Genomic DNA, 12,189 nt, shown 5'->3' on the forward strand with positions numbered 1-12,189 from the left:
CATTTCCGCCGGTATTCTCGATCAGCCCTATCTTTTGCTCGTGCTGGCGCCGCTTTTCTGGGGCGGCAATGTCGTTGCGGCAAAACTGGTCGTGGGCGAAATCAGCCCCTTCCTGCTGCTCGCCTGCCGCTGCGTACTGGCAACCCTGTTCATTTTACCTTTTGCATACAAGCACTTGCGCAATGATTGGGCAGAGGTGAAGCGCAGTTGGCCGGTGCTGATGACCTTCGGCATCATCGGCTATGCGCTGTTCAACATCTTGCTCTATATCGGCCTGACCATGACCACGGCGGTCAACTCAGCCATCGAGCAGGCCTCGCTGCCGATGCTGATTCTCGGTGCAAACTTTCTGTTTTTCCGGGTGCGCGCCAATCTCCTGCAGATTTTTGGCGTGCTGCTGGCGATCTTTGGGGTGATCCTGACCGCAACGCATGGCGATCCGCTGCGTCTGCTGCGCATGGACGTCAATCTCGGCGACGGTTTCGTCATTCTCGCTTGCCTTGCCTATACCGCCTACACGCTCGCCCTGCGCTTCCGGCCCAAGGTGCACATGCTGACCTTTATGGCGGTGTCCTTTTCCGGCGCGGCGCTCACCAGCGTCCTCATGCAGCTCGTCTTCGGCGGCGGCATGGCAGAGTTCGCGACCCTCGCGCATGCCTCACCCACAGTCTGGCTGGTCATCGCCTATGTCGCGACCCTGCCATCAATGTTCAGCCAGATCGCCTATGCGCGCGGCGTCGAACTCGTCGGCCCCAACCGTGCGGCGCCAAGCCACAATCTCATCCCGGTGTTCGGGACGTTAGGCTCGGTGCTGATCCTCGGCGAGACCCTTGAGGGCTATCACTTCCTCGCAGCGACAATCATCATTATTGGCATCGTGTTGGCTGAGTGGGCGGCGCGCAGACGCGCCGCCTGAGGTCAATTTACGGCAGCGTGTGGCCCGCGGTGCGGAAGAGGCGATACCACTCTTCGCGCGTCAGCGGCACGGAGGAACCGGCGGCGCATTCCTCGACGCGCGACGGTTTTGTCGTGCCGAGGACGACCTGCACATTGGCCGGATGGCGTGTGATCCAGGCGACGGCGATACCCGTCGGCGTCACGCCATACTTTTCCGCCAGTTCATCGAGCGCATCGTTGAGTTCCGGGAAGTCCTCGCGATCCCCAACGAAGACACCATCGAAAAAGCCCTTCTGGAAGGGCGACCAGGCTTGCAGCATCATGCCTTTGAGACGCGAATAATCGAGGAGGCCATTGTCACGGCTGATCGACTGGTCGAGGCCATTCATATTGGCCGCAACGCCCTGCGCGAAGAGATTGGCATGGGTGACGCTGAGCTGGACCTGGTTGAACAGCAGCGGCTGCTTGACGGCGGTCTTCAGCACCTCGATCTGGCCCGGCGTGTGGTTGGAAACGCCGAAATGGCGCACCTTGCCGGAAGCGGCGAGCTTGTCAAAGGCCGCAGCGACATCTTCGGGCTCGACCAGGGTATCCGGGCGGTGCAGCAGCAGCACATCGAGATAATCGGTGCGGAGCGCGGCTAGGGATTCATCGACCGTCTGCAGGATGTGCTCGGACGAGAAATCGAAATAGCCCTTGCGAATACCGACCTTGCTCTGGATCAGGATCTTTTCGCGCTCGACAGCGGACAGGGTGATCGCCTCGCCGAACCGCTCCTCGCAGCGGTGATGCTCGCCGCCATAGATATCGGCATGGTCGAACACGGTAACGCCGGCATCGACGGCCGCGCCGAACAGCGCTTGAATTTCGGCATTGCTCATCTTGGCAATACGCATCAGGCCAAGCACAACGCTCGACACAGTGAGATCGGTGTGGGGCACCTTGAAGGTCTTCATGAGAACCTCGGAATTTTGGGGATGGCGCCGACAGGGCGGCGCAAGGGGAACGACGCGACACTACCGCGCCCTACCCCCAAAAAGAAAGCCCCGCCGGCGTGAACCAGCGGGGCAATTGTCAATAATTTTGCAGAAATCAGAAGCGAACGGCCTTGGCTTGCTTGACGCCTTCGAGCGCGGCGATCTCGCCGAGCTGCTCTTCCGTCAGCGTGCCATCGATGGAAACGAGCGCGATGGCATCGCCACCAACATCGGCACGGCCGAGGTTGAAATTGGCAATATTGATGCCGAGCGTGCCAAGCAGCGTGCCGAGGCGACCGATATGGCCCGGCTTGTCCTCGTTGGTGACATAGAGCATGGACGGCGAGAGTTCGGCTTCCATGTTGATGTCCTTGACCTGGATGATGCGCGACTTGCCATTGGCAAAGATCGTACCGGCCACCGCGCGGGTCTGGCGCTCGGTGGTGATGGTCAGGCGGACATAGCCCTCATAGGCCCCCTGCTGGTCGCGGGTCGTGGTTTCGACGGTGATGCCGCGATCCTTGGCGATCTGCGGCGCCGAAACCATGTTGATGTCGCCCAGCGAGGGCTTGAGCACGCCATTGATGGCAGCAGCGATCATCGGCTTGACGTTGAGGCCGGCCGGGGTGCCTTCAAACTCGATCGAAATGCCCTTGATGCCGGTTTCGGTGAGCTGGCCGGCAAAGGAGCCAAGCGCTTCCGACAGTTTCACCCAAGGGGTGATGATCGGAGCTTCTTCCGCCGAAATCGACGGGAAGTTGAGCGCATTGGTGATTTCGCCGGTCATGAGGTAGGCCGAAATCTGCTCGGCAACCTGCAGCGCGACGTTTTCCTGGGCTTCGGTGGTCGAGGCGCCAAGGTGCGGGGTGCAGATGACGTTGGGCAGGTCGAACAGCGGATTGTTCTCGGCCGGTTCGACGAGGAACACGTCGAGCGCGGCGCCGGCGACATGGCCCGACTTCAGCGCATTATAGAGCGCCTCTTCATCGATGAGACCGCCACGGGCGCAATTGATGATGCGCACGCCCTTCTTGGTCTTGGCGAGGTTTTCGGCATTGAGAATATTGCGGGTCGCGTCAATCAGCGGCGTGTGCAGCGTGATGAAATCGGCGCGGGCCAGCAGATCATCCAGTTCGACCTTTTCGACACCTAGCGTCTGGGCGCGTTCCGGGGTGAGGAACGGATCGAAGGCAATGACCTTCATGCGGAGGCCGACGGCACGATCTGCAACGATCGAACCGATATTGCCGGCGCCGATCAGGCCAAGCGTCTTGTTGGTGACTTCGACGCCCATGAAGCGGTTCTTTTCCCACTTCGAAGCGCGGGTCGAAGCATCGGCTTCCGGCAACTGACGGGCCAGCGCGAACATCATGGCGATGGCGTGTTCGGCCGTCGTGATCGAATTGCCGAAGGGCGTATTCATCACGATGATGCCCTTCTTGGTCGCAGCCGGAATATCGACATTGTCGACACCGATGCCAGCGCGGCCGATGACCTTCAGATTGGTTGCCGCGGCGATGATCTTCTCGGTGACCTTCGAAGCCGAACGGATGGCGAGGCCATCATACTGGCCGATGGCTTCAAGGAACTTTTCCTTGTCCTTGCCGAGATCGGGCAGGTAATCCACCTCGACGCCATTGTCCTTGAAGATCTGGACGGCGGTTGGGCTGAGCTTATCCGAAACGAGAACTTTTGGCATTTTGGGCTTTTTCCAATTTGGGTGCGGCAGCAGGTCAATCAGCGCCGCGAGAATGTGGGGGAGTGCCCCGCCGCGTGGCGGGGCCAAAATTCAGGCAGCAGCCTTGAGCGCGGCCTTTTCCTGGGCGAAAGCCCAGTCCAGCCACGGGGTCAGGGCCGCAAGGTCGGATGCTTCAATGGTCGAACCAGCCCAGATGCGCAGGCCCGCCGGAGCGTCCTTGTAGGAGCCGAAGTCATAGCCAACGCCAAGCTTGTCGAGACGGGCAACGATGGCCTTGGCGAACGCGGCCTGACCTTCATCATCGAGTGCAACGATGTCGGGATCGGTGATCGATAGGCAGACCGAGGTATTGGAACGCTGGTCGGCATTCTTGGCGAGGAAATCGACCCAGGCGGTGTTTTCCACCCAGTCGGCCAGCACCTTGAAATTGGCATCGGCACGCGCCTGCATCGCCTTGAGGCCGCCAACTTGCAGGCCCCACTGCATGGCATCGATCGCGTCTTCGATGCAGATCATCGAGACGGTGTTGATCGTTTCGGCCTTGAAGATGCCTTCGATGAGCTTGCCGCCCTTGGTCATGCGGAAGATCTTCGGCAGCGGACGGTCGGGCTTGAAGGTTTCGAGACGTTCGACGGCGCGCGGCGAGAGGATCAGAATGCCGTGCGCAGCCTCACCGCCCAGCGCCTTCTGCCAGGAGAAGGTGACGACGTCGAGTTTTGCAAAATCAAGCTTCTGCGCGAACGCGGCCGAGGTCGCGTCGCAAATGGTCAGGCCTTCGCGGTTCGCCGGGATCCAGTCCGCATTCGGCACGCGCACGCCCGAAGTCGTGCCGTTCCAGGTGAAAACCACGTCGCGGTTGAAATCGACCTGGCTCAGATCCGGCAGTTCGCCATAGGGAGCATCGAGCACGCGAACGTCTGGAAGCTTCAATTGCTTCTGCACATCGGTGACCCAGCCGGCGCCGAACGATTCCCACGCGAGCATGTCGACGCCCCGAGCGCCCAGCGCGCTCCAGAGGAACATTTCGACCGCGCCCGTGTCGGAGGCAGGAACGATGCCGATGCGATAATCGGCCGGAACTTCGAGCAGTTCGCGGGTCAGGTCGATGGCCTGCTGAATGCGCGCCTTGGCGGGCTTGGCGCGGTGCGAACGACCGGTGAGCGCGCCAGCAAGCGCTTCAACCGTCCAGCCTGGACGTTTGGCACAAGGACCCGACGAAAAATTGGGGTTTGCCGGTTTCACCGCCGGTGCGGTCAGGGGCGTATCAGCCATCTCAAGCGGCCCTCCCAGGCCTATGCGCCTCGCGTTAGGGCGAGGTGTCCTGAGGACCGAGATACCCCCGGGCGGAATTTACGTCAATGGGGAACAGGAGCTGTCTCAAATCAGCGGTCGCTTAGAGGTCAGCGCCAGCCCCCGCGCAAGACCGTATGCAGGCACTTCAGCTGTGCGAGCGCGGATCATCAATTCCTGATTTGCAAAGCCCGTCAGGCATGCTTCCTTGCCTTCTTCCATTCCTGCGTGACGACGTAGCTGCCACCTATTCTTGACGCTGATATGTCCTTTGGCTCCGGGCGCGACTGGAGCAAGACTGGCCCTCCGTCGTTTCCGTTTGCTTTGGCGTAAGCGTAAATTCTGGTGTCGAGAGCTAACTATCGCAGGCGGCTGCCTTGATCGTTGAAGATCAGCGCCTGTGCCAACGGGGCGCTTGCCTGAACAGCTTGGCCGTTCGCGGCCCGCTCACTACCGCGCTGTTCGACGACGAGTTCCTGACCATCGCTGGTTTTGCAGTGTGCGATTGATGAGGCGCCGAGGTTTTCGACGACGTCGACCAGAAGCGAGAATTGCACCAGCTCGCCTTGCGGCTGCAAGAAGTGCTCAGGACGCAGGCCGACCGTGACGGGGCCGATTGGCAAGGGTGAGGTCAGTTTGGGCGAAAAGGACGTTCCAGCGACCGAAACACTGGTCCCGTCGCTCGTTCCACTGAGCAGGTTCATGCGTGGCGAGCCGATGAAGCCGGCGACGAAAACATTGTCCGGGTTTTCATAGAGTTCGGTGGGCCTGCCGACCTGTTCGATGCGACCGGCGCGCAGCACGACGATGCGGTCCGCAAGCGTCATGGCCTCCACCTGATCGTGGGTCACATAGACCATCGTCGTTCCAAGCTGTTGATGCAACTTGGATATTTCCACGCGCATGGCAACGCGTAGTTCGGCATCGAGATTGGACAAAGGCTCATCGAAGAGGAAGGCCTTGGGCTGACGCACGATGGCGCGGCCGATGGCGACGCGTTGACGCTGTCCGCCGGAAAGCTGGCTCGGCTTGCGTTTGAGCAGCGGTTCGAGCTGCAGGATCGCGGCGGCTTCGGCGACGCGGCGATCCGTTTCGGCCTTGGATGTGCCGGTCATCCGCAACCCGAAACTCATGTTCCCGGCGACGGTCATATGCGGGTAAAGCGCATAGGACTGAAAGACCATGGCAAGGCCGCGGCGGGCTGGTTCGAGGTCATTGACCGCGGTGCCGTCGAGCGAAACGACGCCCTCGGTAATGTCCTCCAGCCCCGCAATCATGCGCAATAAAGTGGACTTGCCGCAGCCTGAGGGGCCGACGAAGACGACAAACTCGCCTTTTTCGATGCTGAGATCGACGCCGTGGATCACCTTGGTGACGCCATAGGCTTTTTGGACGCCGGATAGCTCGATGGCGCTCATTGGCGAACTCCTTGCCACCAGTGTTCAAGTTCGGTTCGGCTCACCTCCGGAGCTTTGACAGGTTCGCCGGCCAGATAGTCGGCGAGAGCTGCCCTGAAACCTCTGGCCACGTGCCGCTCGCCGAGATTATCGCTCAGGTCAAAGCCCACGAGGATAAGTCTGCCCGCGCCCACGCGCAGCTCGGCGCAAAGGACAAGGTCGCGGTTGCTGTTCCAGTCATCGACGACACGCACAAGCGCCTGTTGTTTCAGGCCTTTCGCGTCAAAGGCGCGACGTTGATGGGTGAGTTCCCACCAATGCCAGTCGGTATGGGTATCGGCGGGGAAATGAGTGAACAGCGGATGCCCGGTGTCGATCAGGAGACCCAGCGTGTGCGGGGCCTGACCGTCGGTCCAGAGCGTATTCCAGAAGGCAGCGGTGTGGCCGAGAATGGAATTGGGTTTTAGCGTATCCGGATCGGGCGTGAATATCAGTGTTTCGCCCGCGGCAAGACGATCGAGTGTCTCGGCGTCGAGATTGGAAACAACTGGCAGCTCAACAATTTCGCGTGCCTGGGGCATGACCCACACGTTCCAGCGATTGCGGTAATCCGTGCCATCGACAGAGAGGACCAGTTCGTATCGGGCAGCATCCGTCAGCCCGGTTGTGTCGATTTCGAGAACACCGAGATGATTTAGGATGCCTGTGACGAGACGGGAGGACGGTAGCGTTCCGGACCGCGCGACGGTACCATCCGTTTCCCGAAGCTCCCAGGAAATTACTGCGCTTTCAATATCTTGAGCAGTGAATACGGAGACATCGACATCGGCCGAAAAGGTATCGCCGGCGACGATCACGAAGCGGTCCGCGCGAAGAAGCGGGACAATCGGGGCGCAGAATTCGCGGAACTGGGCCGGTGTGACGTAAGGCTTTTCATCCCAGAAGGCATCAACGACGCCAACGAGAGCGGTGCCCTGGCCAGAAAAGTCTTGCAGGCCAAGGAGTTGGACACCGGCCATATCGAGAGTGCGAAGGGCGGCCTCCATCTCTTCCTTATAGAGCTGGGTCTGGAGGGTGCCGCTGGCAAGGAGATAATCGCGCGCGAGATGGCCGAGACCCTTTGCTTCCAGATCCTCCTTGATCATCAAGAAGTTACGGGCTTCGAGCACGCCTGTGTATTTGGCGATCTCCTCGAGATCGGGATAGACGCACCACTGGCCGATCTCGTGGCTGACCATGGCCATATCGACGGAGGCGACCCATTCGGACCAGTCGGTCCGGGTTTCGAGCGCGCGGGCATTGAGGCGGCCGTCGAGGCCCTCACCCCAGCGCTGGTTGCGGGGTTCGGGCTTGGAAATATAGTCGGCGCGCTTGACCGTCGGCCAGCCGGAACCACCAGTATAAACCCTTCTATCGTCTTTGTTTTTCCACTTGTCGATGAAGCGCTCGAGGAAGGCGTGGAGGCCGCGGCCGTTCACCTCGTTGCCGACGCAAAGCATGACGAAACTGGGGTGGTTGCCATAGTCGCGAACGATGCGCTCGGCCTCGGCATGAATATAGCGATCAAGGGCCGGATCGGCGCCGAGGACGGGCCAGACTGGGGTTTCGATATGCAGCAGAAGTCCCAGGCGATCGGCGACCTCGAAGGCGGCCTTGGGTGGGCACCAGGAATGATAGCGAATGTGGTTGAGGCCGTAAGCCTTTGCCGTACCGAAGACTTTTTCCCAGCCGGCGTGATCGGTGGGCGGGTAGCCGGTTAGCGGAAAGATGGCGCATTCGAGCGTGCCGCGCAGGAAAACCGTGCGGTTGTTGAGTTTGAGATGGCGACCATCCCGCGCGAAGGTGCGGATGCCAAACGTGGTTTCGAGACGATCCTGCACGATGCCGTCGCGGCGCCATTCGACGGTGAGATGATGGACGATTGGGTCGAACTCATCCCAAAGCGCGGCGGAATCGGGGAGGCGCACTTGCTGGGAATGGGTGGTGAAAGCGCTGTCTATTGTTAGCAGACTGCTGACATCGACCGTAGCATTCTGGCCCGATATGCGAATGGAAAAGACAAGCTCATCCTGGTGTTGGCCGGTCCAGTAGGTGGGGAAACGAATATCGGGGTCAAAAGCATCGAGCTCGACATCGATAGTAACATCACGGCTGAGGGCGTGGATATCGACACGGGCGATAGAGGCGCGGGCGGCCTCTATGCGCAGATAGCCGACGACGCCGTTCCAGTTGGTCTGGGTGTGCTCGGTCTTGGAATGGGCGACATCGCCCATGAGAGCGTGGTCGCGAATGATGGCCTCGCCCACTGCCTCGAAGCGGGCGTTGTCGATCATCATGACGATCTTGTGCGGACCGGGTTTCAGCTTGCCGATCAGCATGCGGACGGACGTGGACAGGCTTTCGTCGCGGCCGAGCTTGTAGTCATCGACCCAGATATTGACCTCGCCATGCGGGCGCTCGAGGGCGATGTGGAAATAGTGGTCGTCCATCCCCTCGGGCACGTCGAAGGTTTTGGCGTACCAGGCTTTGCCCACATAGGGATTACGGCGGCTGAGATGGGCCATGGTGCGGAAGGTCGAGACTGGGGTCTTCTTCGCCTCGTCGACACTGCCGGGCAGATGGATAGTGTCGTTGAGGTTGGACTTGAACCATTGCTCGGCTTCGCCCCGGCTTTCCAGGTCGAGTGCAAAGGCCCATTCGCCTTCGAGCGGGATGGAAGTGAGCATGGCTGATCTCGATATTCGTGTGGACGAGGTGGCGGAAGCGGAGCGGATCGAAACCCGCTCCGCCCGGACTTACATCTGAGCTTCGACTTCGGCCTTCACGGCAGCAAGAGCTTCATCAACACTCTGGACGCCGCGGGCGACGTTGTTGATCGCTGTGCCCATGGCGGTCGCAGCCACCGGGTCGAGAGCATTGAGGGTGAACGGGGTCATTTCGGCCTGAACAGGGGCGAAAACCTCATTGACGTTCTGCCCGCCATAGTAGGGATCGGCAAAGTTGATCCACTCGGACGTGCCGGCAGGTGTGAAGGCGGGATAGAGGTCGTCGTTCTGGTACTGCTGCTTGAGGCTTTCCTCATTGGTGACGACCCAATGGATAAAGGCCCAGGCGGCTTCCTTGTTCTGCGAGCCTTCGAGGATGCCGATATAATCGCCACCCGAATTGAACGAGCGCTTGCCATCGACGCCGGGGACCTGGGTGACGGCCCACTTGCCGGACTGGTCGGCTGCATAGGCGCGCTTGAGGAGGCCACCGAACCAGTTGCCATAAAGAGCGGTTGCCAACTGGCCGCGCTGGAAGGCACCCTGCCATTCCGGGCTCCAGGCCGTGAAGGGCGAGATCATGCCGGCATCTGCGGCTTGCTTGACCTTTTCGAGCGCAGTCTTGAAGATCGGGTCATCAATGTTGAACTTACCATCGGCGCTGAAATAGCTGACGCCGGCCTGGGCCATCATGGCGCGAACGATTTCCTCGCCATTGCCAATCACCCAACGCTCGTTGGGAATGACCAGCTTCTGGCCTTCGGTGATGAAGGCATCCCAATCGGCAAAGAGGGCGCCGACCTCGGCAGGCGTCGTGGGCAGGCCTGCCTCCGCAAAAATGTCGGAGCGGTAGAACATGCCGCCGGGGCCGGTATGCTTGGGCAGCGCCGCGATCTTGCCATCGGGCAAGGTCACATTGGCGACCGTGAAGCCGGCAAAGTCATTGATGAACTCACCAGCATTGTAGGGCGCCTGGCTGAGATCGACCCATTGCGGCTTGTCGCGCAGCAGCGCCATCATGCCGATCTCGATCATGGCGACATCCGTGCCGCTACCGGCCAGCATGGCGCGCTGCACGGCATTGAGGTAGCCATTATTGGCCTGGGGAATGCCTTGCACATTGACGGTGATATTGGGATAGGCGGCGTTAAACGCGGGCAACAGCGCCTGGAATGTACGATCGTTATTGGGCCAGGTCAGCACACTGATGGTGCCCGAAATACTGGTATCGGGCGCCTCCTGCGCGAGAGCCGGCAGACTGGCGGCGCCGGCCAGCGCCAGGGCGGCGAGGCCTTTCAGAATGGTCTTCATTGCAAATCCTCCGTTTTGCAGATGCTTGCCGCTCCCCGCGGCAATTTGGGTCATTTGACGGAACCGGCCGTGAGGCCGGCGATGAACTGGCGGCTCAACAGGGCGAACAGGATGAAGACGGGCACGAGGCCCATCAGGGTCGCGAGCATGACGGCCGGCATGTCGGAATAATGCGTGGTCGAAAGCGTGGTCAGGGCCAGCGGCACGGTGAATTTGCTGCCATCGCTGATGACGACGAGCGGGATCTGGAAGTCGTTCCAGGTGCTGATCAGGGTCCAGACCGAGAGCGCGGCAAGGCCTGGACGGATGATGGGCAGAACCACGAAGAAGAAGGTCGCAATGCCCTTGGCGCCGTCCATTTCGGCGGCCTCGTAAAGCTCCTTGGGCACGGTGGAGCCGATATAGGTGTACATCCAGACGACACCGAAGCCTGAGGCCAGCGCCGGCACGATCAGGGGCCAATAGGTATTGAGCCAGCCCAGCGCATTCATCTGCAGGAAAAAGGGGATCAGCGCCAGCGAAGGCGGGAAGAAGAGCGTCGCGAAGGTGACGATCAGCACCGCCTTGTGCCCGGGCGCGCGGGTATAGCGGGAGAGGCCATAGCCGGCGAGTGCGCTGACCAGCACCAGGCCAATTGTCTTTGGCACGGCCACGATGAGCGAATTGATGATCGGGCGGAAGGGCGGGAACACCGCTTCGATGTTCCTGTAATTCTGCACGATATTGTCGCCGAACCAGAGCGGCGGGGGGAACTGGAAAACCTCGTTGAGCGTGCGGGTGGCAAAGACCGCCGTCCAGTAAAGGGGCAGGATGAAGAAGATGCTCAAGGCAAAGAGTACGAGGGTGATGAGAAGGTTGAACCGCTTCTCGCTATTGCGCAAAGACCCGATCATGCGCCGTCTCCCCGCAAACGCTTGAGGCTGGCCTGGTAGACCAGGGTGAGCACGACGACGGCGGCGAAGATGTACCAGGAGACGGCAGAGCCAAGTCCGAAATTGAGCCGGGTGAATGCCGTGGCAAAGAGATACATGCCGAGTGTCGTCGCCGAATTGTTGGTGCCGCCGAGGCCCTGCGTCAGCACATAGGGCTCGTCGAACATCTGTAGACCACCAAGCGTGGCGGTGATGGTGGCGAAGGCTATGGCCGGAAGCAGCAGGGGCAGCGTGATGCGGCTGAAAATGGCCCAGCGTCCCACCCCATCCATACGCGCAGCCTCATAGATATCGCGCGGGATGGACTGCAGCGCCGCCATGAAAATGATGATGTACCACCCGGTCCAGCGCCAGATGACGAGCAGCACGACCAGCGGCTTTATCCAGGCCTCCGAACCCAACCAGTCGAAATAACTCGGTGTGCCGCTGATGGCGCCGGAGAGCAGATTGACGATGCCGCCATTGGCCGAGAAGAACATGCGCAGGACGATGGCGGCGATGGCCGGGGCCACAAGCAGGGGCAAGAGAAAGACCATGCGGAAATAGCTCTTGCCGAAGGAAACGTAGTCATTGATCAGCACCGAGATCGCCAGTGCCAGAAGCACGGTGAGGACGGTGGACCAGAACCACATATAGACCGTGTTCCAGATCGCCTTCTGGAACACCGGATCGCGCAGGGCACGGGCATAGTTCTCGAACCCGACCCATTGCGGATCGCTGAACCCGTCCCAGCGATTGAAGCCGAGATAGAGCGAGAAGATGACGGGAAAGACCGAGAAGACCAGGAAGATCGCGAGGAACGGCGCGACTGCCAGATAGAAGGCATTGTCGCGGCGCATGCGATGCAGGGTCTTGCCAGCGCGGCCGAGGGCCATGCGTATCCTCCGTTTTATGCAATTTAATAATCTGATGTTTGAACAA

General features: G+C 60.5%; 9 protein-coding genes. 1 reads left to right on the forward strand and 8 read right to left on the reverse strand.

The window, feature by feature from the left end; translation table 11 throughout:
- The coding region (locus ABW043_RS15825; protein ID WP_353922163.1) for a DMT family transporter at positions 1–916 on the forward strand (916 nt) is incomplete at its 5' end.
- Between the two features lie 7 nt (positions 917–923).
- On the opposite strand, the gene ABW043_RS15830 is transcribed toward ABW043_RS15825, so the two are convergent.
- From ABW043_RS15830 to ABW043_RS15865, 8 genes are all read right to left on the reverse strand, one after another.
- A complete protein-coding gene (locus ABW043_RS15830; protein ID WP_353922164.1) occupies positions 924–1,853 on the reverse strand; it encodes an aldo/keto reductase in 930 nt (309 codons plus the stop codon).
- Between the two features lie 136 nt (positions 1,854–1,989).
- Positions 1,990–3,573, reverse strand: a complete 1,584-nt coding sequence (gene serA, locus ABW043_RS15835) for a phosphoglycerate dehydrogenase (RefSeq protein ID WP_353922165.1) — start codon at positions 3,571–3,573, stop codon at positions 1,990–1,992.
- A 90-nt stretch (positions 3,574–3,663) separates the two neighbouring features.
- Entirely contained in the window at positions 3,664–4,845 is a 1,182-nt protein-coding gene (locus ABW043_RS15840) for a phosphoserine transaminase (RefSeq protein ID WP_353922166.1), read from the reverse strand.
- A 377-nt stretch (positions 4,846–5,222) separates the two neighbouring features.
- Positions 5,223–6,281: an ABC transporter ATP-binding protein gene (locus ABW043_RS15845; protein WP_353922167.1), complete on the reverse strand. Its 1,059-nt coding sequence runs from the start codon at positions 6,279–6,281 to the stop codon at positions 5,223–5,225.
- Positions 6,278–8,986: a DUF8487 domain-containing protein gene (locus ABW043_RS15850; protein ID WP_353922168.1), complete on the reverse strand. Its 2,709-nt coding sequence runs from the start codon at positions 8,984–8,986 to the stop codon at positions 6,278–6,280. Before ABW043_RS15850 ends, ABW043_RS15845 begins: the two co-directional genes overlap by 4 nt.
- A gap of 69 nt (positions 8,987–9,055) precedes the next feature.
- Positions 9,056–10,336, reverse strand: a complete 1,281-nt coding sequence (locus tag ABW043_RS15855) for an ABC transporter substrate-binding protein (RefSeq protein WP_353922169.1) — start codon at positions 10,334–10,336, stop codon at positions 9,056–9,058.
- 50 nt (positions 10,337–10,386) lie between these two features.
- Complete coding sequence (locus ABW043_RS15860; protein ID WP_353922170.1) at positions 10,387–11,229, reverse strand: carbohydrate ABC transporter permease; 843 nt, start codon at positions 11,227–11,229, stop codon at positions 10,387–10,389.
- Positions 11,226–12,143: a carbohydrate ABC transporter permease gene (locus ABW043_RS15865; RefSeq protein ID WP_353922171.1), complete on the reverse strand. Its 918-nt coding sequence runs from the start codon at positions 12,141–12,143 to the stop codon at positions 11,226–11,228. The genes ABW043_RS15860 and ABW043_RS15865 overlap by 4 nt, the downstream gene beginning before the upstream one ends.
- Positions 12,144–12,189: the final 46 nt, after the last annotated feature.

Source organism: Devosia sp. (genome assembly GCF_040509215.1).
Classification (GTDB): Bacteria; Pseudomonadota; Alphaproteobacteria; order Rhizobiales; family Devosiaceae; genus Devosia.

Bases quoted from the DNA above. Each gene is read 5' to 3' on its own strand.
- ABW043_RS15830 (WP_353922164.1), bottom strand. From the start codon at position 1,853: ATGAAGACCTTCAAGGTGCCCCACACCGATCTCACTGTGTCGAGCGTT.
- serA (WP_353922165.1), bottom strand. From the start codon at position 3,573: ATGCCAAAAGTTCTCGTTTCGGATAAGCTCAGCCCAACCGCCGTCCAG.
- ABW043_RS15840 (WP_353922166.1), bottom strand. From the start codon at position 4,845: ATGGCTGATACGCCCCTGACCGCACCGGCGGTGAAACCGGCAAACCCC.
- ABW043_RS15845 (WP_353922167.1), bottom strand. From the start codon at position 6,281: ATGAGCGCCATCGAGCTATCCGGCGTCCAAAAAGCCTATGGCGTCACC.
- ABW043_RS15850 (WP_353922168.1), bottom strand. From the start codon at position 8,986: ATGCTCACTTCCATCCCGCTCGAAGGCGAATGGGCCTTTGCACTCGAC.
- ABW043_RS15855 (WP_353922169.1), bottom strand. From the start codon at position 10,336: ATGAAGACCATTCTGAAAGGCCTCGCCGCCCTGGCGCTGGCCGGCGCC.
- ABW043_RS15860 (WP_353922170.1), bottom strand. From the start codon at position 11,229: ATGATCGGGTCTTTGCGCAATAGCGAGAAGCGGTTCAACCTTCTCATC.
- ABW043_RS15865 (WP_353922171.1), bottom strand. From the start codon at position 12,143: ATGGCCCTCGGCCGCGCTGGCAAGACCCTGCATCGCATGCGCCGCGAC.